Genomic DNA, 17,994 nt, shown 5'->3' with positions numbered 1-17,994 from the left:
GTTCACCCCTCCCGTCGCCGGGGCTCGGCCGCGCCGGCGGTCGCGTCGGCCACCGTGGGGTGGACGGCTGCGGGGCCGAGCCGGGCGGCGAGGGGGTGCTGGTCGAGGTCGTGGCGGGCTGTCGCGCGCAGCTCCGCGAGGTGCAGGGCGCACCGGCGGCGGTCGAGGGCGTCGTGCAGTTCGTCGAGGACGTCCAGGACGGGGATGCCGAGGTGGTAGGTGGACCCGAGATCCAGTACGACCGTGCTCGGCGGGGGCTCGGCTGCCTTGGTGAGGGCGAGGACGTCCTTGCGGATGCGGTCGCAGTTGCCGAAGAAGAGCGTGCCGTCGGGCCGGGCGACGAGGATCCCGGGTTCGGTGGCGGCGTCCGCGTGCCGGCTGGTGTCCCCGTACGTCCGACTGCCGGGGAGCCGGCCCAGGACGGCCACCCGGGTGGTGCTCGCGGCGGCGACGAACAGCACCAGGGACAGGGCGACGGCGAGCAGCAGGCCGGGGAGCAGGTCGAAGAGCAGCACGCCGAACAGCGCCGTGAGCGCCACCCACAGGCTGGCGCGGTCGGCCCGGGCGTAGCGGCGCAGCTGGTCGGTGGCGAGGAAGCCGCGGACGGCGACGATCACGATCGCGCCGAGCACGGGTTCTGGCAGGTCGGTGAAGAGCGGGGTGAGGAAGGCCCCTGTGAGGAGGATGAGCACGGCGGCGATCAGCGAGGCAAGGCGGGAGCGGGCGCCGGCTGCCACGGCGGCGGCGCTGCGCGAGGCGCTGCCGGAGACGGTGAAGCCGCGGAAGAGGCCGACGCAGATGTTCGCCGTGCCGACGGCGGCCATCTCGCGGTTGGCGTCGACCTCGTCGCCGTGCTCGCGGGCGAAGCGCGAGGCGATGCTGAACGCCTCGGCGAAGACCACCAGGGCCACGCCGCAGGCGCCTCCGGCCAGCTGCCACCAGTCCGCGGCGGCGATGCCGGGGAGGTGGGGCACGGGCACGGCGGACGGGATCTTCCCCACCACGTCCACGCCGTGGTCCTTGAGCCCGGCCGCCGCCGACACCACGAGCGCCGCGACCAGGACCAGCAGGGACGCCGGCAGCCGGGGCACGAAGCGTTCGAGCGCGAGCAGGGCCGCGAGCGCGGCGGCACCGACCGCCACGGAGGCGGGCGACCAGTCGGGCAGATGCCGCAGCACCGTCCACACCCGGGGGAAGAACTGCCCGTCGCCGCTCGACGTGCCGACGATCTTCGCGAACTGGCGGACGACGATGGTCAGCGCCATGCCGAACAGGAAGCCGCCCAGCGCCGGTTCGGCCAGGAAGTTCGTGACGAACCCGAGCCGTGCGAGGCCTGCCGCCAGCAGTACGCCGCCCGCGATCACGGCAAGGGCCGCCGACAGCCCCACCGACTGCTTCGGGTCGGAGCTGACGTCCGCGACGGTCGCACCGGAGAGCACCGCGGCCGCCGAGGTCGCGCCGATGATCAGGAACCGGGAGCGGCCCACCAGGACGTAGGCGACCAGGGCGACGGGGGCGGCGTAGAAGGCGTTCTGCGGCGGCACACCGGCGATCTGCGCGTACGCCACGCACTCCGGCACGATCAGCGCCCACGCCGTGGCCGCGCCCAGCGCGTCGCCGCGCACACCTCCCGCGCTCATGCCGAGCATCGACCGCAGACGGACCCCGGTGCTCACGAGGCCCTGACGATGACCGCGACGACGAAACCGGCGAGCACGAGCAGCGCCCCCATCAGCAGGGCGGGCCCCACCACCCGGCCCAGCGGGCGGTCCTCGCGCATCCGCAGCTGGCGGGAGCGCCACTGCACGTAACCGGCCACCGCGACACAGCTCGCCAGCGCCACGAGGTAGCCGCCCAGGGCCAGCCGGAGCCCCCGCGGTGTGACGTCGGTGAGCTTGACGACCGCGAACGCGGCGGCCAGCAGGGCAAGCGCCGTACGCGACCAGGCGAGCAGGGTGCGCTCGTTGGCCATCGTCGCCCGGTAGTCGGGCTCCTTGCCGCGCTTCCACCACGGGACCGGACGGGACGCGTCCTCGTCACCATGCCTCTCCGGCCGGGACATCAGCGCCCACCCCCGTCGCTGCGGTACGGCACCCTGCGCGTACCGCCGCTCATCAGGACGACCGCGGGCCTCGGCCGCCACCGCCGGACAGAACGCTCTCCACGTTCGGCGCACTCCCTCGCGCCCGCCACCGGGGAGGGTTCGGACGGGTGACACGCGGCTCCCGGCGCACCGGAGTCACGCGGTCCCGGGCCGGGTAGGGGACAGGACGGCCAGTCATGCGCACATCACCCCCGGGCCGTTCCCGCCCCCGGTACAGGAAGGCACGTCCCATGTCTGCCGAACCCTTCGACGTCACCGACGCCACCTTCACCGACCAGGTCCTGCACGTCGACGGCCCGGTGCTGGTCTTCTTCTGGGCCGAGTGGAGCGGGGGGAGCAAGATGATCCGCGCGGACGTCGAGTCGCTCGCCACCGACTACGCCGGTCGCCTCACCGTCGCCCGCCACAACATCGACCAGAACCCCGAGACCCCGCCGCAGCAGAACGTCACCGCCGTCCCGACCCTGATCATCTACAGGGCCGGTGCCGAAACCGCCCGCAAGATCGGCGCTCTGAGCAAGGGCCAGCTGACGGAGTTCGTCGACGCCAACGTGTAGTGCCCGCGCCGGTACGCTCCCGACGCCCGGGTGCCCCGCGCGGCCGGTCGGCGCGGGCACCGGGACAACACGCCGATACCTCTGTTCGGCGGACAATCTCACCATTTCCGGTGGTGCTGTTGTCTGCTGTCCGCTATGAGGAAGCTCTCCCCGAGGCGGCTCGCGACGAGCACGGCGTCCGCCGCGGCCGTCGTGGCCGCCTGTGTCCTGGCTGTGGGTCAGACGTCCGCGCAGGCCGCCGACAACGTCGCCACCAGCACGCTCGTCGACCTGACCATCTCCTCGGCGCCGGGCCTCGGCGTCGCTGCCTACCACGGTGTCTACGGCACCGCGGCCTCCGCTGCGAACGCCGGCCTCGACCCCGGTGACTTCTCCGACCCCGACGACGTCCTGGGCCGCCTCACCGTCGACGGCGCGAACGTGGCCCGTACCGACGCCGAGCCGGACAAGAACTGGGCCGAGGCCGGCGCGTCCGGCTTCACCCTCGCCCTGACCCGGCCCGACTTCCTGAGCTTGGGCACCCTGGACACGTACGCCGAGTGCATTCCCGAACCGGTGGGCCCGCTGGCCCTGGCCTACGCCCACACCGACGCCGACGAGATCACCGTCCTCGACCACCTCGTACCCGAGGGCACCACGCAGCTCACCGTGACGGGCGCCGAACTCGGCATCGACACGGTCTCCAGCGCGGACCTCACCGTCACCTACGACCGCTTCGAGGACCCCGCGGGCGGCGTCTACCAGCCCGTCACCGGCGCGCGGGCCGGCGTCGACATCAGCATCTCCGGCACCTTCACCGGCACCGACGGCTCCGAGCTCTACGCCGGCCCGCTGGTCGACCTCGAACTCGGCCACGTCGCGGTGACCTGCGCCCAGGCCCCGCCGACCGACACCGTGACCCCCACGGAGACCCCCACCCAGACGCCGACCGTGACGCCGACGGAGACCCCGACGGAAACTCCCACTCAGACGCCGACTGTCACGCCGACGGAGACCCCTACTCAGACGCCGACCGTGACGCCGACGATGACTCCTACTCAGACGCCGACCCCGACCGTCACTCCCACCGAGACCCCCACCGAGACGCCCACGCCTTCGCCGAGCACCAGCTGCCCGCCCACCACCCCCGCCTACGGCCGGTGGTGAGGCGGCCCCGACGGTAAGGGCGCCGAGCGGCCCCGCACGGGTGCCGCCTCCGGGGCCGGCGCGTGAACGGGGGAGCCCTGGCGGCGGAGGGGAGCGACGCGTGTCACCACGCCTCGCTCTCCTCCGCCGCCCGCGGCATCGCCTGCTCGCCGCCGCGGCCCCGCAGCCGCCCGGCCAGCAGCGGCAGGACCAGGACGGAGACCATCGCCGCGCCGACCAGCGAGGCCGCGGTGCCCGAGCCGATGACCTTCTGGTCCAGGCCGATCGTGGTGATCGCCGCGACCAGCGGCAGGCAGGTGGCCGCGTAGAGCGCGAGGGCGCGCCGGTCCGGCTCGCCGAGTCCGGCGGGTGCCAGCAGGTAGACCGGGGCGCCGCGCAGCAGCACGAACAGCGCCAGGAAACCCGGGACCATCAGCAGCGCGCCGCCGCCGTGCGTCAGGGCGTCCAGGTCGAAGCCGATGCCGGTGTCGACGTAGAAGAGGGGCACCAGGAAGCCAAAACCCATGCCCTCGATCTTGCCGAGCACCTCCTCGCGGCTGTCCGGCGTGGCCCCGGCAAGCACCAGCCGGGTGAGCACGCCCGCGGCGAAGGCGCCGAGCAGGACGTCGAGCCCGAAGGACGACGCGAGCGCCAGCATGCCCGCGAGCAGCAGCATGACGAAGCGCACCGCGAACTGCCCGCTGCTGTGCAGGGTCCGGTCGACCAGCCGGGAGAACCACGGCCGCCGCGGCCGCAGCGCCCACAGCACCGCCAGCGCCGTGATCACGCCGAAGACGGCCAGCACCGCCGCCGACTGCCCCGGCTTACGGCCGCTCAGCAGCAGCGCCACGGCGACGATCGGCCCGAACTCGCCCACCGCCCCGAAGGCCGACACCACCGTGCCGAACCGGCTGCCGAGTTCACCGCCGTCCTTCAGGATCGGCAGCACCGTGCCCAGCGAGGTACTGACCAGCGCCGTACCGATGACGAACGCCTCGTACGGCTGCCCGCCGCTGATCGCGAACGCCACCGCGACGGCCACCGCCAGCGAGGCCAGCCACGCGGCCCCGGCCCGCCGCAGGGTCGGGCCGCGCACGGCGGCGAAGTCGATCTCGTACCCGGCGAGGAAGATCAGCATCGACAGGCCCAGGTCCGACAGCGTGTCGATGACCTGGTCGCGGTGCGCCCAACCCAGCAGCTGCGGGCCCAGCAGGATGCCCAGCGCGATCTCGAAGACGACCTGGGGAACGCGCACCCGGCGCCGCGCCACGTCGGCCAGCAGCGGCGCGAGCACGGCCGCGGCCATGATCAGGACCAGGGTGCCCGGGTGCTTCATGCCGCCCGGCCCGCTTCAGATCCGGCCCGGCCGACGGCGCCGTGAGAACGGCGTCACGGGGTCACGATGGCGAAGTCCGGGTCGGGAGAGGTGAGATGGCCGAGCAGTTCGGCGAGCTTGGCCGTGTCGCCGGCGACCGTGACGCCCGGGTGGGACGGGAGGTCGGCGGGGGAGAGGGTGCCGAGGAGGACGGCGCGCAGGGTGGTCTCGTCGAGGGTGACGGTGAGGTCCGGGTCGCCCACGGCGGGGCCGCTGCCCGTGACATGGGTCAGGACGCCGTTGTGCAGGTGCAGGGTGACCGGGGCGCGGCCGTCGACGTTCCAGCGGACGGTGATGTCGGCGTCCCACGCGCGGGGTCCGTCGATGCGGATGGCGAGGGAGTCGAAGAGCTGGTCGAGGGTGAGGGCGGCGAGCAGGTCGGGGGCGGCCGTGGTGGTGGGTGTGCCGACGCTGCCGTGCCGTAGTTCCAGCGCGCCGGTGAGGTAGAAGTTGCGCCAGGTGCCGTTCTCGCTGCCGTAGCCGAGCTGCTCGAAGGCGTCGGCCTGGAGCTTGCGGGCCTCGGTGTGGTCGGGGTCGGCGAACAGTACGTGGCCGAGGACCTGGACGACCCAGCGCAGGTCGCCGTCGGCGAAGGACTGCCGGGCGCGCCGCACGACCTCGTCGGCGCCGCCCATGAAGTCCACGTAGCGGCGCGCGGCCTCGGCCGGCGGGTGCTCCCACAGGTGGGCGGGGTTGCCGTCGAACCAGCCGAGGTAGAGCTGGTAGATGGCCTTGGTGTTGTGGCTGACCGAGCCGTAGTAGCCGTGGGTGTGCCAGGCGCGTTCCAGCGCGGGCGGCAGCTGCATCTGCTCGGCGATCTCCAGGCCGGTCATGCCCCGGTTGAGCATGCGCAGTGTCTGGTCGTGGAGGTAGGCGTACAGGTCGCGCTGCTCGGACAGGAAGCCGATGATGCGTTCGCGGCCCCAGGTCGGCCAGTGGTGCGAGGCGAAGGCGACATCGGTGGCGCCGCAGTACAGGTTGATCGCTTCGGTGAGGTAGGCGGCCCATACGCGCGGGTCGCGTACGACTGCGCCGCGCAGGGTCAGCAGGTTGTGCAGGTTGTGGGTGGCGTTCTCGGCCATGCACAGGGCGGACCGGTCGGGGAAGTGGATGTTCAGCTCGGCGGGTGCCTCGGTGCCGGGGGTGAGCTGGAAGACCATGCGGATGCCGTCGACGGTCTCGGTCTGCCCGGTGCGGGTGATGTCCAGCGTGGGCGGGATCAGGCCGGCGGCGCCGGTGGAGGTGGTCTGGCCCAGGCCGGTGCCGATCTGGCCGCGCGGGCCCTTGGGCAGCGCGGCGCCGTACATGTACGCCGCCCGGCGGCCCATCGCGGTGCCCGCGTACACGTTCTCGCTCACCGCGTGCTCCAGGAAGCCCTCGGGGGCGAGTACGGGGACGCCGCCGCGCAGGTCCTCCTCGCCGACCACCCCGCGGGCCCCGCCGAAGTGGTCGACGTGGCTGTGGGTGTAGAGCACGCCGGTGACGGGCCTGTCGCCGCGGTGCTGCCGGTAGAGGGCGAGCGCGGCCGCGGCGGTCTCGGCGGAGATCAGCGGGTCGATGACCAGCACCCCGCGTTCGCCCTCGACGACGGTCATGTTGGACAGGTCGAAGCCGCGGATCTGGTAAATCCCCTCGGTGACCTCGAACAGGCCGTGCCGGGCGCACAGCCTGCTCTGCCGCCACAGGCTGGGGTTGGCGGTGTCGGGGCAGTCGTCGCCGAGGAAGCCGTACGCGTCCAGGTCCCACACCACGCGCCCGTCGCCGTCGCGGACGACCGGGTCGGCCATGGAGCCGAGGAAGCCCCGTTCGGCGTCGTCGAAGTCCTGCGCGTCACGGAACGGGAAGCGCTCGCCCACCTCCCGGTTGGCCTCGGCGACCGCCGGCTGCGCGGGCTCGGCGTCCTTGCTGCTGCGGGACTTCTCCGCCACGGTGCTCTCCCTCGCTCGCCCCCCGGCCCTGCCAGCCTCCCGCCCCGCCCCCACCCCCACGACCCGGACTGCGCCATCCGGGGCCGCGGCGGGGTGCGGGCCCCCGGTTTGACGTGCGGGAATCGGCCGTGCATGATTCCACTACTTGAGTAGTGGAATGAAGGGTGCGGCGGTGGTCTTCGCCTTCCGGATCGACCGGCGCAGCGGAATCGCCAGCTACCTGCAGATCGTCCAGCAGGTGCAGCAGGCGCTCCGGCTGGGCCTGCTGGCACCGGGCGACCGGCTCCCCACCGCGCAGGCGGTGGTCGAGGCGACCGCGCTGAACCCCAACACCGTACTCAAGGCCTACCGCGAGCTGGAGTCCCAGGGCCTGGTCGAGACCCGGCGCAGGCACGGGACCTTCGTGACCGGCACCCTCGGCGCCCCTTCCGCGTCCGCCGCCGACTCGCCCGTACGGGGCGAGCTCGCGGAGGCGGTCGCCCGCGCCCGCGCGGCCGGGCTGGAACGCGACGACGTCGCCGCGCTCTTCACCGCCGTGCTCGACGATCTCTACCCCCGGAAAGAACCCGATGTTGTCCTCCCCGAGCAGCACTGACGCCGCCCTCACCGCCCGCGGCGTCACCAGGCGGCACCGGCGCTCCGGCCCGGACGTCCTGGCCGGCTGCACCTTCAGCCTTCCCGCCGGGGCTGTCTGCGCCCTCGTCGGCCCCAACGGCGCCGGCAAGACGACCCTGCTGGAGCTGGCCGCCGGCCTCCAGCGGCCCACCGCGGGCGAGGTCGAGGTCCTCGGCGGGCCCGCCGCGGCCGGCCACCCGCGGGTCGCGTACCTGGCCCAGGACCGGCCGCTCCCCCCGCGGTTCACCGTCGCCGAGACCCTGCGCTACGGCGCCCGCGCCAACCCCGCCGGGTGGGACGCGGAGCTGGCGGCCCGCGCCGGCACCGACCGCTTCCGCCCGCGCGACCGGATCCGCGACCTCTCCGGCGGCCAGCGCACCCGCATCGCCCTCGCCCTGGCGCTGGGCAAGCGTGCCGACCTGCTGCTGCTCGACGAGCCGACGGCCGACCTCGACCCGCTCGCCCGGCAGGAGCTCATGGGCCTGCTCCTGGCGCACGCGGCCGAGACCGGCTGCACCGTCGTGATGTCCTCGCACATCGTCTCCGAGCTGGCCGACGCCTGCGACCACCTGCTGCTGCTCGACGCCGGGCGGGCCCGGCTCGCCGGCGGCATCGACGACCTCCTCGCCGCCCACGCCGTCGTGACCTTCCCCGGCGGCGCCGACCGGCTGGCCGGGCACACCGTCGTCGAGTCCCGCCCCGCCGGGCGCGGCACCAGCGCCCTGATCCGCCCGGCCGCCCCGCTGCCCGCCGACTGGGAGGTGCGGCCCCCGTCGCTGGAGGAGCTGGTGCTCGCCCACCTCGCCCTGCCCGGTACGCCGCCCGCCGGGCCGGGCGTCCCCGACCTCGCCCTCAGCCCGGAGCCCGCCGTCACCCTGCACAAGGGCCGCCCGGAGAAAACGGAGCACGCCGCATGACCGCCGCCACTGCCGGCCCCCGGCTCCTGACCGGGCCCCGCCCGGCCCTGCGGGACCGGCTTCCGCTCGCCCGAATCGTCGCCCGGCAGCTGCGCCTGCCCGCCCTGCTGCTGTTCCTGTCCGCGCTCCCCACCGCCGCCGTGCTCGTCGCCCGCCACCGGCAGTGGTCGGACGCCGAGGACACCCGCGCGCGCTTCGGCAACTACGCCTACCACTTCGCGCGGCACCCCTACGACGCCCACACCATGACCGAGCGGCTGCTCGCGGACGGGACGCGGATCGTCTTCCTGCCCGCCCTGGCCGCCGCCGTGCTCGCGGCCGTCGTGACCGCGCGCGAGTGGGAGTCGCGCCGCTTCGCCCTCACCCTGACCCAGTCGGTCTCCCCGGCCCGCTGGTTCACCGCCCGCTGGGCGGGCCTCGGGGTGCTGCTCGGCGGGCTGCTGCTCCCGCTGGTGGTGCTCTACCGGGTCGACGTGGTGCACGCGGTGCACGCCGACCTGCTGACCCAGGGCATCGACCGGCAGACCGCCTACCTCACCATCGGCCCGGTCACGGTCGCCTACGTGCTGCTGGGGATTGCGGCCGGCGCGCTGGCCAGCACGCTGCTGCGCCGCACCCTGCCCGCCGCCGTCGCCGCCCCCGCGCTGACCTGGCTGCTGGTCGCGCTGCTGGTACGCTCCCGGGCCGCGCTGCTGCTGGACTTCCCGGCCTGGTCCAAGGTCCACGGCTTCCACCCCGGGGGCGTCCTGGGGCTCCAGTTCTACGACGTCCTGCCGCAGGACTCCTACCTCGCCGACTCGCTGGACACCGGCGACTACTGGCCCTACCAGCTCGCCGAAACCGCCCTCGCCCTGGCCCTCGCCACCCTGCTGGTGCTCGCTGCGCTGCGCCTCCTGCACCGCCGCGTCGCCCGGCCCTGAACGAAGCCCCGGCAGCCGCCCCGGGCGGCGACGCCCACCGCGGCCGAACCCGGCCCGTTCGGTCGTGCTGCGATCCGTCGTCGGGGTCGCGTGTGCACGACGGGTCGCCGAGGTCCGTGCGAAGACTCAGCTCCGTAGCCCGTCGCGCAGCAGCCGGGCGTTCTCCACGATCTGGCTGGAGCCTTTGCGTGCGGCCACTTCGTCCACCTCGGGGATGGGGCCCTTGGCTCCCGAGTGGGCGGCGCACTCGGCGGCAAGTGCCAGGAGGGCTCCTGCTCCGTTGATCGGTGCGGGGCGCAGCAAGGGGGGCAGGGCGGGCCGGAGTATCGACCAGATCGTCGCCCGGGCGCCGGTCTCGGCCGCCACGCGCAGTACGGTGACGGCCCGGGTAGAGGTGCTCCAATCTCGCCGCAGCACCGCCTGCGTCTGTGCGGCGAACAGCTCCGGGTCCAGCTGCCCTTGCGCGGCGAGGACGAGCAGGGCGTCTGCCACGGCGTGCGCCTGTTTCGGGTCTCCGTCGAGCCGCTCCGCGATCAGCCAGTGCGTCGCGTAGCCGGCGGGGCCGTCCCCGTCGAGGCCGGCGGCGAGGACGTCCAGACGTGCGTAGACACCAGCAGCCGGAGAACGACCCCATGCGCAGCCGGTCACCACCGGGTCGAGCGAGGCGGCGGAACCGGGCCGGTAGTAGCGGGTGGCCGCGACGTCCGCGACCGCGAGCAATGCCGTGGCAGCGGCGGTCGGGGCAGTCAGGAACCCGTCGAAGAACCGGGGGTTGGCCTGCTCACCGCCAGGCGTGGCACCACCCGAGGTCTTCAGCGCGAGACTGCGGCCGGAGGCGGATTCCCGCACGGCGGAGGCATGTACATAGGCGTAGGCCTGCGTGTGTTTCGTCCTCACGCCCGTACGCTACGGCCCGGTACTGACATCGTGGGCCCACGCCCCCCGCGCCTCCCACACCCCCGGAACGCTCGGCCCTGCCGGTACCAACGCGTTGGCATCTCGCCTACGCGTTCGACGATGCCTGCCGCCTGCCGCCACCAGCGGCTACGGAACAGAGCCGCTGGTTCTACCGACCCGTCCCGGTGCGGCCGTTCGCGTGCACGAGCCCCGACTCGTAGGCGTGGACCACGGCTTGCACCCGGTCCCGCAGCCCGAGCTTGGCGAGGACCCGGCTGACGTGCGTCTTGACCGTCCCCTCCGTCACGTGGATGCGGGCGGAGATCTCGGTGTTGGACAGGCCGCGGGCGACGAGGGCCAGCACCTCGCGCTCGCGCTCGGTCAGCGCCGGGGTACCTGCCGCGGGGGCGGGTTGCGGGGGCAGGCTGCCGACGTAGCGGTCGATGAGCCGGCGGGTCACGCTGGGCGCGACCACCGCGTCGCCGCGGACGACCGCGCGGACTGTCGAGAGCAGGTCGGCGGCCAGGGTGTCCTTGAACAGGAAGCCGCTGGCGCCCGCGCGCAGGGCCGCGTAGACGTACTCGTCGAGGTCGAAGGTCGTCAGGATCACGATCCGCGTGCGACCGGAACCGCCCGCGCAGATGCGCCGAGTCGCCTCGACACCGTCCACGTCGGGCATCCGGACGTCCATCAGGACGACGTCCGGCCGCAGTTCCGCGGCCAGGGCCGCCGCTTGCGCACCGTCGCCCGCCTCGCCGACCACCTCCATGTCCGGCGCGTTCTCCACGATCAGCCGGAAACCGGTACGGACCAGGGCCTGGTCGTCGGCGACGAGCACACGGATCATCCGGATCACCCGTTCCGGCCGTGGATGGGCAGACCGGCCCGAACGACGAACCCGCCCCGATACCCGCGGCCCGCGCTGAAACGGCCGCCGAGCAGCGTCACCCGGCTGTCCATGCCCTGCAGGCCGTGTCCGCGGCCCGCGGCGGGGTCGCCGCCGCTGCCGTCGTCGCTGACCTCGATGGCGACCTCGGCGGAGCCGTAGGTGACGACGACCTCGGCCGTGGCGCCCGCCCCGGCATGCTTCATGACGTTGGTCAGCGCTTCCTGGACGATGCGGTACGCCGACAGGTCCACGGTGGACGGCAGCGAGGTCGCGGTCCCCTCGACGCGCAGGCGTACCGGTGTCCCCGCGTCCCGTACCCGGGTCAGCAGGGCGTCGAGACGGCCGAGCCCGGGTTGCGCCTGCCACACGTCCTCCGTCTCGCCGAGGGCGGCGAGCACCCGGCGCATGTCGGCGAGGGAGTCGCGGCCGCTGCTGACGATGGTCTGCAGGGCGGCCCGGGCGGCGGCGGGGCTGTTGTCCAGCGCGGCCTCGGCGCCCTGCGCCTGGACGACGATCAGGGACAGGCCGTGCGCGACCACGTCGTGGACCTCGCGGCTGATCCGCCCGCGCTCGGCGGCCACCGCGAGCGCGGCCCGGTGGTCCCGCTCCCGCTCCAGGTCCTGGGCGCGCGCGTGGAGCTGTTCGAGGTACGCGCGCCGGTTGCGGCCGGCGGCCCCCACCGCCCAGGCGGCGACCAGCCCCGACACCAGCACCGGCAGGTCGCGCCACGGATCGGCCCCGCTGTCCCGGCAGTCGGCACCGGTGCCGTCGGCCGGGGCCCGACCCGACGGGCCGACATGACGGTTGCACACATGGACGCTCGGCAGCCGCAGGTGCCGGTCGACGGGTGAGTAGCCGACCACCCAGACGGTGGCCAGCAGCAGTCCGCCCAGGGCCGGCAGCGACGCGCGCCGCGGGCACCGGGCCGCGACCGTGGAGAGCAGGACCAGCACCGACAGGTCCATGACCGTCGGAAGGACGCCCACGGTCAGCCGCGTGACGGCGGCCACGGCGCACACCACGAGCATCGCCAGGGGCCGGCTCCGGCGCAGGGCGATGCCGACGACGGTGAGCGCGGTCGCGGCCCACCACAACCACACCGCTCCCGGCCCGCCCCACCCGCCGTCTGCGGGCCGTCCGGCCTGCATGGGCACCAGGTCGAACGCGTCGTTCACCAGCAGGCACACCACGAGCAACGCGCACGCCATCGCGGCATCCTGGAGCACCGGCCGGCGGACCCCGGCGCGGAGGGCGCGAGCCGCCAAATCCCTCATGAACGCCGGAGTTTACGGGCGGCACCTGTGCCGCCGCGTCTGTCGCAGGGGGGATGCGGGGGCACCGCCGTACGTCCCGCGACAGACGCGGCGCTCGGACCTGCGGCAGACGCGCGGGCAGGGCGGCCGGCGGCAGGGTCGTCGTATGACCCACACGACGAAGAACGACCCCGTACGCGCCGGCCTCGACCGGCGCGGCTTCCTGCGGCGGGCGGGCCTGCTCGCCGGTGCGGGCACGGTCCTGCCGCTGCTGGGCGCCGCGGCAGGCCCCACCGCGTCGGCGGCCGGCACGGCGGACGGCGACCCCGACCAGCTCTTCCAGGCGGGCGAGTTCGCCGCCGCCGGGCGGATCTACGCCCGGCAGTTGCACCGCGACCCCGGCAACGCGCACGCCGCGGGGCAACTGGGGTACATCGACCTGCTGTCCAACCGGTTCACCCGCGCCGAGCACCTCCTCGGCCGGGCGCAGCGCCTGGCACCCGACGACATGACCGTACGGCGGCGGCTCGCGGACTGCTTCGTACGCCAGGACCTGCTCGCCCGCGCGGCGCCGTTGCTGCCCGCCGCCCAGGCCGAGCAGCTGGCGAGCGTGGACGGTACGCCCTACGCGGTGGACGGCCCGCAGGCCACCCGGGTGCCCTTCCTCGACGTCGACCCGCTGCCCCAGGTGCGGGGCGCCGTCAACGGCGGGGCGCCGGCGACGTTCGTGCTCGACACCGGGGCCATGGGCCTGACCCTCACCACGGACGCCGCGCAGGAGGCGGGGCTGGCCCCGGTGTCCAGCACGGCGGTCACCATCAACGGCAGGACCGTCACGACCTACCTCGGCGTCGTGCGGACGCTGCGGCTCGGGGAGTTCGAGCTGCACAACGTGCCGGTCAGCTGGACGGACGGCTCGATCATGGCCTTCCCCGACGGCACGGTCACGGCCGGCACCCTCGGGACCGCGCTCTTCTACCACTTCCTGACCACGATCGACTACCGGGGCCGGGCACTCGTCCTGCGCCGGAAGACGCCCGCGCAGCAACGCGCCTTCCGCGCCGAGGCCGCGCGCACCGCGCTGCGACCGCAGCCGCTGTGGCTGGCCGGCGACCACCTCCCCTGCACACCGGGCATGCTGGGCGGCTACGGCCCCCGGGTGGCCGTCATCGACTCCGGCACGCTCGACTGCGGCCTCAACACGAGCGCGGCGAACGCCGAGCGGGCCGGCATCCCCGTCGACTGGGACCACCCGATCCCGGTCAACGGCGGTACCGCCACGGTCTATCCGGCCACCGCGGCCCGCATGAGCATCGGCGCCGCGGTCGCCCACGACGTCCCCGGCACCGTCGGCCCCACCCCCTGGGAGGGCCTGACCGGCTTCGACCTCCTCGGCAACTTCACGCACGACTTCTTCAAGCCCTTCGCGGTCACCTTCGACTACACGGCAATGCACCTCTTCGTCGGCTGACCGCGGCACGGGGGGCCCGGAGTACGGGAACAGGCGTGGGTGCCGGCCTGCTCCCGTCCCCGGGACGTACGGAATCTGCGGGAGTTGGACCAGCCTCGGGCTTTCACGAAGCCCGGTGCCCGACGGGTGGTCGGGTCAACGGAAAATACCGCTGACCAGCAAGAACGAGGATTGTTGAGGCTATTGTTCCTGCCACTGCCGGAGGCACTTCCCGGGCGAAGCAGCGTAGAGGTTCCTACCGGGGTGTCCGCGTCGGGGACCGGTGGCCGGGCGGTGGTCTCGCAGGCCGGCGGTGTCCTGCTGGTCGCCACCAAACTGCGTGCTAGACACTGGCGTTGGCATTTCCGGAAAGCCGGGAATGGGCAACGATCAGCCGAGCGCGGTCACAACATACAGGCCGCCGGCCGGGGCGTCGTAATCCACCGCTTCAGCGTATGCCGGTGTCCGGAACCGCCGACCGGAGCGTCAACGGCCCGGCGCCCCTGCGTGCTTGGCGCACGATGAGCCGCATGCGATCCGACATCCGAGGAATCCACCACATAGGCATCGTCACCCGTGACCTGGAACGGCTCGAGGAGGTCTACACGGCGCTGGGATTCACGCTCAGCCCCCGGTCCCGCCACATGCTCGCGCCCCGCCCCGGAGCAGACCCCGTACCCGGGTGCACCGCCAACCGTTGCGCACTTTTCGGCGACTCCTCCATCGAACTCCTCGGCATCGTCGACGAGGACGCGCCCGACCCCTGGCGCACCAAGGCCATCGCCGACGAGTACGAGGGCTTCCGCCTGCTCAACCTGGAGACCGGCGACGCCGAGGCCACCGATCGCAGGCTCACCTCGGCGGGGCTGCGGACCTCGGGCGTCCTCGCGCTCGAACGCGAGGTGCACACACCGCAGGGCACGCGCACGGTGCGGGCCCGCGCCGCGCATCTCGCACCCGGCACCACCCCTGAGGGCTACATCGGTGTGGCCCAGCACCTCACCCGCGAGCACGTGCACCAGACGCGCTACCTCACGCACCGCAACACCGTCTCCGGCATCGCGTCGATTCTGATCGTCGTCGCCGACGCGGAGTTCGACGCGGTCTGCGACCGCTACACCCGCATCCTCGGCACCGGCGCGACGCAGGAAGGCCCGATCGGCGTCCTGGACGCCGGGACCGCCCGCCTGCACGTGGTCCGCGTATCCGACGTGGACGCGGTCCTCCCCGGTGAGACGCGCCCGGCGCCGTCGTACTTCGCAGCGGTGACCGTGAGCGTGAGCGACCTGGTGGCGGCTCGCACCGCCGCCGAGGCGGCCGGCGTGGAGACGCGCTCCATACCCGGCGGCGGCTTCTTCGTCTCGGCCCGCGACGCCTGCACGGGGCTGTTCTTCACCTCGCCGTGACCAGTTCGGCGCGGTTTTCCAACGACCCGCCGGACGAACACCCGCATCAGGCGGCCCTGCCCGCGGACGCGACCGGATGCAGCGCCGCGCGAACTTCTGCCTGGCTGCGCTTCGCGCAACGAGGGGAACCGCCTCCCCGCCTCGCGCGTCGAGCACGTCGTGCGGGATGCTTGCCCCGTTTCCGGGAGCGACGGGCTCCCGCTGTACGGGCTGCTGTTCCGGGGGCCGGTCGATGTCCGGTGCGCTGTGGGTGCGCGGGACGAGGGAGGTTCGATGAGTACTGCGGAGCAGCCGGTGCGGAGCCGGTCGACCCGCCAGCGCGCGGCTGTCGAGGCCCTGCTGCAGGAGACCGAGGAGTTCCGCAGCGCGCAGGAACTGCACGACCTGCTCAAACTGCGGGGCGACTCGGTGGGGTTGACCACCGTCTACCGGACGTTGCAGGCCATGGCGGCCGCGGGTGACGTGGATGTCCTGCGGACCGCGGACGGGGAGTCGGCTTACCGGCACTGCTCGCAGGGTCACCACCACCATCTCGTGTGCCGCCGGTGCGGCAGGACCGTCGAGGTGGCCGGGCCGGCGGTGGAGAGGTGGGCGAACGCCGTCGCCGCGGAGCACGGCTTCGTCGAGGTGTCGCACACCGTCGAGGTCTTCGGCACCTGCGTGGCCTGCGCGGACTCCGCCTGAGGCGAACGTCCGGGCAGGCCCGCACCCAGGCGGCGGCGTCGGGCAGCTGCCGCGACCGGTTCCGCCGCCCCGCGCGGTCAGCGGCTGTGCGTGGTCGAGGTGTACGGGAGCAGGGCCATCTCGCGGGCGTTCTTGATCGCCCGGCCCATCTGACGCTGCTGCTGAGCGGTGATGCGGGTGACGCGGCGGCTGCGGATCTTGCCGCGGTCGGAGATGAACCTGCGGAGCAGGTCGGTGTCCTTGTAGTCGATGTACGTGATCTTCGCGGCGTCCAGCGGGTTGGGGCGGGACCTGGGCGTCTTGCGCGGATCTGTTCGGCGGGCCATGGAAATCCTCGGTGTGTGGCGGTACGGCGGTACGGCGGTACGGCGGTGCGGCCTCAGGGGCCGCCGGGGCCGCCGGGCTGGTCAGGGAACGGGGTCGAGCAGGTGGTCGAAGGCCGCGGGGAGGGCGCGCCAGGCGGCGCGCCCGGCCGCGTACTCGGCGTCGGTCAGCAGGCAGGACTCCAGGAGCGCTTCGAGCCCCCCGCGGTCGAGTGCGGGTGAGGTGAAGACCAGGTGCTGGCAGCGGTCGCCGTGCTCGGCGTCCCAGTCGAGTGCCGCGGCGGCGGTGCGTACGGGAGGTTCCAGGTCCCAGGCGGCGTCGGGCAGTGACGCCAGCCAGGGGCCGACGCCCTCCACGCAGAGGGCGCCGCCCGCCGCGTCCCACGACAGCAGCGTGTCCGGCCGGTCGGCGAGCCAGAAGCGGCCGCGGCTGCGGGCGGCTGCGCAGACCAGGTCCTCCAGGGCGGCGTACAGGCGCCCGGGGTGGAACGGGCGGCGGCGGTGCCAGACGACGGTGGTGACCCCGCCTCGTCCGCCTCCTGCGGGAGGAGGGAGCAGGCCGGGTGCTGGGCCGCAGCCGCGGCAGGGACATCGAAGCCGGCGAACGCCTCCCTCGCCAGTTCCGTGGTGCCGGCGGTCACCTGACGTGCGGTCGGGTGGAGTTGACGGAGCAGCGCGCGGTCCTCGTCATCCGGTGTCTCACCGTCCTCGACAAGGACGAGCACCGGTGGGTATTCCAGCTGGCGGGCCCAGGTGTCGGCGACGGTGCGCCGGTCCTGCCCCGTCACGGCCAGGCCCACGTCGAGGAGGTCGTCGCCGTTGGCGAGGCAGGGCAGGACCAGCGCGGGGTCGAGCGCGGTCATGACGTTGGTCAGTTCCAGGGCTTCGGAGCCCGCCGTGGCGATGACCTCGGCCATGCCCTGGGGCTCGACGGAGTCCCAGAGCTCCACCACGGCCAGCCTCGCCCGACCGTCGGCGGCCAGGCGTTCCAGCTCGGGTACGAGGTCCTCGCGCAGCGCGCAGCAGGCGCAGTCGTTGACCAGGGGGGTGTCGTCCTCGGACACGCGGCCGTCGGCGTCGCTGACGACACGGCGTACGGTGCCGTGCACCGCGCGGGAGAGGTCGTGGTGCAGGGCGACGCTGCCGGGCACCATGGTCAGCAGCTGCCCCACGGCGGTCCGGCGTGCCCGGTCGTGCATGCCGGCCACGACGACGACGGGGAGCCTGCCGTTCCCGCCGGTCATCGCGTCTCCCGCCGGGCGTAACGGCGTTCGAAGCGTTCGATCCGTCCGGCGGTGTCCACGACGCGCGCGGTGCCGGTGTAGAAGGGATGGCTCTGCGAGGAGATCTCCACGTCGATGACGGGGTAGGTCCGGCCGTCCTCCCACTCCACCGTCCTGTCGCCGGTGGCGGTGGCGGTGGAGCGGGTGAGGAAGGCGAAGCCGGCGGCCTTGTCGCGGAAGACGACGGGGCCGTACGGCGGGTGGATGTCGCGTTTCACGGTTGTGTCCTCGTGTTCGTCTGAGGCGGGCCCCAGGGCCAGGTATCCCG

The 17,994-nt window shown here is 73.7% G+C and carries 17 protein-coding genes and 1 pseudogene; 8 read left to right on the top strand and 10 right to left on the bottom strand.

The genetic code is table 11. The annotated features are described in order from the left end of the window. Window positions 1-2: 2 nt before the first annotated feature. Together ACH4SL_RS29210 and ACH4SL_RS29205 are read right to left on the bottom strand one after the other, a co-directional pair. Window positions 3-1,640, bottom strand: a complete 1,638-nt coding sequence (locus ACH4SL_RS29210; protein WP_398450887.1) for a SulP family inorganic anion transporter — start codon at window positions 1,638-1,640, stop codon at window positions 3-5. Window positions 1,641-1,672: 32 nt separating this feature from the next. Continuing rightward, on the bottom strand, window positions 1,673-2,062 hold the full coding sequence (locus ACH4SL_RS29205; RefSeq protein WP_398450885.1) for a YidH family protein: 390 nt from the start codon (window positions 2,060-2,062) through the stop codon (window positions 1,673-1,675). Window positions 2,063-2,334: 272 nt separating this feature from the next. On the opposite strand from ACH4SL_RS29205, the gene ACH4SL_RS29200 reads away from it, so the two are divergent. Further along, on the top strand, window positions 2,335-2,661 hold the full coding sequence (locus tag ACH4SL_RS29200) for a thioredoxin family protein (RefSeq protein WP_398450883.1): 327 nt from the start codon (window positions 2,335-2,337) through the stop codon (window positions 2,659-2,661). 135 nt (window positions 2,662-2,796) lie between these two features. Beyond that, window positions 2,797-3,807, top strand: coding sequence for a hypothetical protein (locus tag ACH4SL_RS29195; protein ID WP_398450881.1), 1,011 nt, complete (start codon window positions 2,797-2,799; stop codon window positions 3,805-3,807). A gap of 103 nt (window positions 3,808-3,910) precedes the next feature. Here the strand turns inward: ACH4SL_RS29195 and ACH4SL_RS29190 are convergent, their stop codons facing one another. Together ACH4SL_RS29190 and ACH4SL_RS29185 are read right to left on the bottom strand one after the other, a co-directional pair. Further along, the gene (locus ACH4SL_RS29190; RefSeq protein WP_398450879.1) at window positions 3,911-5,122 is read right to left on the bottom strand and encodes a cation:proton antiporter; all 1,212 of its coding nucleotides are present in this window, start codon (window positions 5,120-5,122) and stop codon (window positions 3,911-3,913) included. Window positions 5,123-5,175: 53 nt separating this feature from the next. After that, entirely contained in the window at window positions 5,176-7,089 is a 1,914-nt protein-coding gene (locus ACH4SL_RS29185; RefSeq protein ID WP_398450877.1) for an alkyl/aryl-sulfatase, read from the bottom strand. A 157-nt stretch (window positions 7,090-7,246) separates the two neighbouring features. On the opposite strand from ACH4SL_RS29185, the gene ACH4SL_RS29180 reads away from it, so the two are divergent. From ACH4SL_RS29180 to ACH4SL_RS29170, 3 genes are read left to right on the top strand one after another with little or no spacing between them, the layout of a single operon-like run. Further along, window positions 7,247-7,684: a GntR family transcriptional regulator gene (locus tag ACH4SL_RS29180; protein ID WP_398450875.1), complete on the top strand. Its 438-nt coding sequence runs from the start codon at window positions 7,247-7,249 to the stop codon at window positions 7,682-7,684. Further along, entirely contained in the window at window positions 7,659-8,621 is a 963-nt protein-coding gene (locus ACH4SL_RS29175) for an ABC transporter ATP-binding protein (protein ID WP_398450873.1), read from the top strand. Before ACH4SL_RS29180 ends, ACH4SL_RS29175 begins: the two co-directional genes overlap by 26 nt. Further along, window positions 8,618-9,541, top strand: a complete 924-nt coding sequence (locus ACH4SL_RS29170; RefSeq protein WP_398450871.1) for a hypothetical protein — start codon at window positions 8,618-8,620, stop codon at window positions 9,539-9,541. The genes ACH4SL_RS29175 and ACH4SL_RS29170 overlap by 4 nt, the downstream gene beginning before the upstream one ends. A gap of 126 nt (window positions 9,542-9,667) precedes the next feature. Here the strand turns inward: ACH4SL_RS29170 and ACH4SL_RS29165 are convergent, their stop codons facing one another. From ACH4SL_RS29165 to ACH4SL_RS29155, 3 genes are all read right to left on the bottom strand, one after another. Then, a complete protein-coding gene (locus ACH4SL_RS29165; RefSeq protein ID WP_398450869.1) occupies window positions 9,668-10,438 on the bottom strand; it encodes a hypothetical protein in 771 nt (256 codons plus the stop codon). Between the two features lie 169 nt (window positions 10,439-10,607). Further along, window positions 10,608-11,285 carry a response regulator gene (locus ACH4SL_RS29160; RefSeq protein WP_398450867.1) on the bottom strand — a complete coding sequence of 226 codons (678 nt, stop codon included), beginning with the start codon at window positions 11,283-11,285 and terminating at the stop codon, window positions 10,608-10,610. 5 nt (window positions 11,286-11,290) lie between these two features. Further along, on the bottom strand, window positions 11,291-12,535 hold the full coding sequence (locus tag ACH4SL_RS29155) for a sensor histidine kinase (protein ID WP_398450865.1): 1,245 nt from the start codon (window positions 12,533-12,535) through the stop codon (window positions 11,291-11,293). A 211-nt stretch (window positions 12,536-12,746) separates the two neighbouring features. Between ACH4SL_RS29155 and ACH4SL_RS29150 the strand changes: the two genes are divergently transcribed. From ACH4SL_RS29150 to ACH4SL_RS29140, 3 genes are all read left to right on the top strand, one after another. Further along, on the top strand, window positions 12,747-14,051 hold the full coding sequence (locus ACH4SL_RS29150) for an aspartyl protease family protein (protein ID WP_398450863.1): 1,305 nt from the start codon (window positions 12,747-12,749) through the stop codon (window positions 14,049-14,051). Window positions 14,052-14,560: 509 nt separating this feature from the next. Further along, on the top strand, window positions 14,561-15,436 hold the full coding sequence (locus ACH4SL_RS29145; protein ID WP_398450861.1) for a VOC family protein: 876 nt from the start codon (window positions 14,561-14,563) through the stop codon (window positions 15,434-15,436). Between the two features lie 273 nt (window positions 15,437-15,709). Further along, a complete protein-coding gene (locus ACH4SL_RS29140; protein ID WP_398450859.1) occupies window positions 15,710-16,120 on the top strand; it encodes a Fur family transcriptional regulator in 411 nt (136 codons plus the stop codon). Between the two features lie 77 nt (window positions 16,121-16,197). Here ACH4SL_RS29140 and rpsR read toward each other — a convergent pair whose 3' ends face one another. The 3 genes and pseudogenes from rpsR to ACH4SL_RS29125 all read right to left on the bottom strand — a co-directional run bounded on the left by rpsR (window position 16,198) and on the right by ACH4SL_RS29125 (window position 17,944). After that, complete coding sequence (gene rpsR, locus ACH4SL_RS29135) at window positions 16,198-16,446, bottom strand: 30S ribosomal protein S18 (protein ID WP_398450857.1); 249 nt, start codon at window positions 16,444-16,446, stop codon at window positions 16,198-16,200. An 81-nt stretch (window positions 16,447-16,527) separates the two neighbouring features. Further along, window positions 16,528-17,687, bottom strand: a pseudogene (locus ACH4SL_RS29130) (CobW family GTP-binding protein). After that, entirely contained in the window at window positions 17,684-17,944 is a 261-nt protein-coding gene (locus tag ACH4SL_RS29125; RefSeq protein ID WP_398450855.1) for a type B 50S ribosomal protein L31, read from the bottom strand. Before ACH4SL_RS29125 ends, ACH4SL_RS29130 begins: the two are co-directional and overlap by 4 nt. Between the last annotated feature and the right edge of the window lie 50 nt (window positions 17,945-17,994).

Origin of the sequence: Streptomyces sp. NPDC021020 (genome assembly GCF_044333285.1) — a bacterium.
Classification (GTDB): Bacteria; Actinomycetota; Actinomycetes; order Streptomycetales; family Streptomycetaceae; genus Actinacidiphila.
The sequence above is the reverse complement of the archived record's forward strand: the minus strand, read 5'-3'. Positions and strand labels throughout refer to the sequence as shown.

Excerpts from the sequence above, each read along its gene's own strand:
- ACH4SL_RS29200 (WP_398450883.1), top strand. The coding sequence starts at position 2,335 with ATGTCTGCCGAACCCTTCGACGTCACCGACGCCACCTTCACCGACCAG.
- ACH4SL_RS29190 (WP_398450879.1), bottom strand. The coding sequence starts at position 5,122 with ATGAAGCACCCGGGCACCCTGGTCCTGATCATGGCCGCGGCCGTGCTC.
- ACH4SL_RS29180 (WP_398450875.1), top strand. The coding sequence starts at position 7,247 with ATGAAGGGTGCGGCGGTGGTCTTCGCCTTCCGGATCGACCGGCGCAGC.
- rpsR (WP_398450857.1), bottom strand. The coding sequence starts at position 16,446 with ATGGCCCGCCGAACAGATCCGCGCAAGACGCCCAGGTCCCGCCCCAAC.
- ACH4SL_RS29150 (WP_398450863.1), top strand. The coding sequence starts at position 12,747 with ATGACCCACACGACGAAGAACGACCCCGTACGCGCCGGCCTCGACCGG.
- ACH4SL_RS29205 (WP_398450885.1), bottom strand. The coding sequence starts at position 2,062 with ATGTCCCGGCCGGAGAGGCATGGTGACGAGGACGCGTCCCGTCCGGTC.
- ACH4SL_RS29145 (WP_398450861.1), top strand. The coding sequence starts at position 14,561 with ATGCGATCCGACATCCGAGGAATCCACCACATAGGCATCGTCACCCGT.
- ACH4SL_RS29210 (WP_398450887.1), bottom strand. The coding sequence starts at position 1,640 with ATGAGCGCGGGAGGTGTGCGCGGCGACGCGCTGGGCGCGGCCACGGCG.
- ACH4SL_RS29175 (WP_398450873.1), top strand. The coding sequence starts at position 7,659 with ATGTTGTCCTCCCCGAGCAGCACTGACGCCGCCCTCACCGCCCGCGGC.
- ACH4SL_RS29160 (WP_398450867.1), bottom strand. The coding sequence starts at position 11,285 with ATGATCCGTGTGCTCGTCGCCGACGACCAGGCCCTGGTCCGTACCGGT.
- ACH4SL_RS29155 (WP_398450865.1), bottom strand. The coding sequence starts at position 12,535 with ATGGCGTGCGCGTTGCTCGTGGTGTGCCTGCTGGTGAACGACGCGTTC.
- ACH4SL_RS29140 (WP_398450859.1), top strand. The coding sequence starts at position 15,710 with ATGAGTACTGCGGAGCAGCCGGTGCGGAGCCGGTCGACCCGCCAGCGC.
- ACH4SL_RS29170 (WP_398450871.1), top strand. The coding sequence starts at position 8,618 with ATGACCGCCGCCACTGCCGGCCCCCGGCTCCTGACCGGGCCCCGCCCG.
- ACH4SL_RS29195 (WP_398450881.1), top strand. The coding sequence starts at position 2,797 with ATGAGGAAGCTCTCCCCGAGGCGGCTCGCGACGAGCACGGCGTCCGCC.